This window comes from Kitasatospora sp. NPDC058243 (assembly GCF_042882025.1).
Taxonomy (GTDB): Bacteria; Actinomycetota; Actinomycetes; order Streptomycetales; family Streptomycetaceae; genus Kitasatospora.
Map to the genome: position 1 here is coordinate 686 of NZ_JBHVWW010000150.1, position 654 is coordinate 1339.

2 protein-coding genes are annotated in these 654 nt (G+C 59.8%); both read right to left on the minus strand.

The window, feature by feature from the left end; all coding sequences use genetic code 11:
* Positions 1 to 309: IS3 family transposase (locus tag ACFVX9_RS39675; RefSeq protein WP_387987163.1), on the minus strand; the 309-nt coding region annotated here is incomplete at its 3' end.
* 17 nt (positions 310 to 326) lie between these two features.
* Positions 327 to 614, minus strand: a complete 288-nt coding sequence (locus ACFVX9_RS39680) for a transposase (protein ID WP_387987158.1) — start codon at positions 612 to 614, stop codon at positions 327 to 329.
* Positions 615 to 654 lie beyond the last annotated feature (40 nt).

Below are 654 nucleotides of genomic sequence, written 5' to 3' on the forward strand. Positions count from 1 at the left end.
GGACCACCGCTTCGGCTTCGGCTGGCACGCCACCAGGCCCAGGTCACGCATGATCTGACGGACGAGCTCCAGACCCGCAGCGAGGCCCCAGCGGGCCAGCTGCGCGTGGACGCGCCGGTGGCCGTATGTACTGTCGGACATTTCGAAAGCCTTCGCGACGTATATTTTCAGCTCCTCACGCCGCTGGACTGTCGCGGAATCCGGACGGTCCCGCCATTCGTAGTAGCCAGACCTGGACACATCCAGCCGTTCACACATGAACTCGACTGGGTACACGCACTCCGCAGTATCGAGTCGCATCGTTTCGATGAACTCGTACTTGCTCGCTACCGGGGATCTTTCACGAAGTACGCTGCGGCTTTTTTCAGGAAGGAGACTTCCATCTCCAACTCCCGGATGCGCCGGTCTTGCTCTTTCAGTCTGGCCCGTTCATTCAGCGTGAGATCCCCGGACGGTGAGGGAGTATTCCGCTGATGACGGCGTACCCACGCACGCAGGGTCTCTGCATTGATCTCAAGCTCCCGTGCCGTCTGGGATATCGGCTTGTTCGTAGAGAGCGCCAGCCGGACAGCTTCCTCACGGAACTCCGGGTTGTACGGATTGGAACGCGCCACTTGCCTTACCTCATTTCCTTACAGCTCAACCCTATTGGGT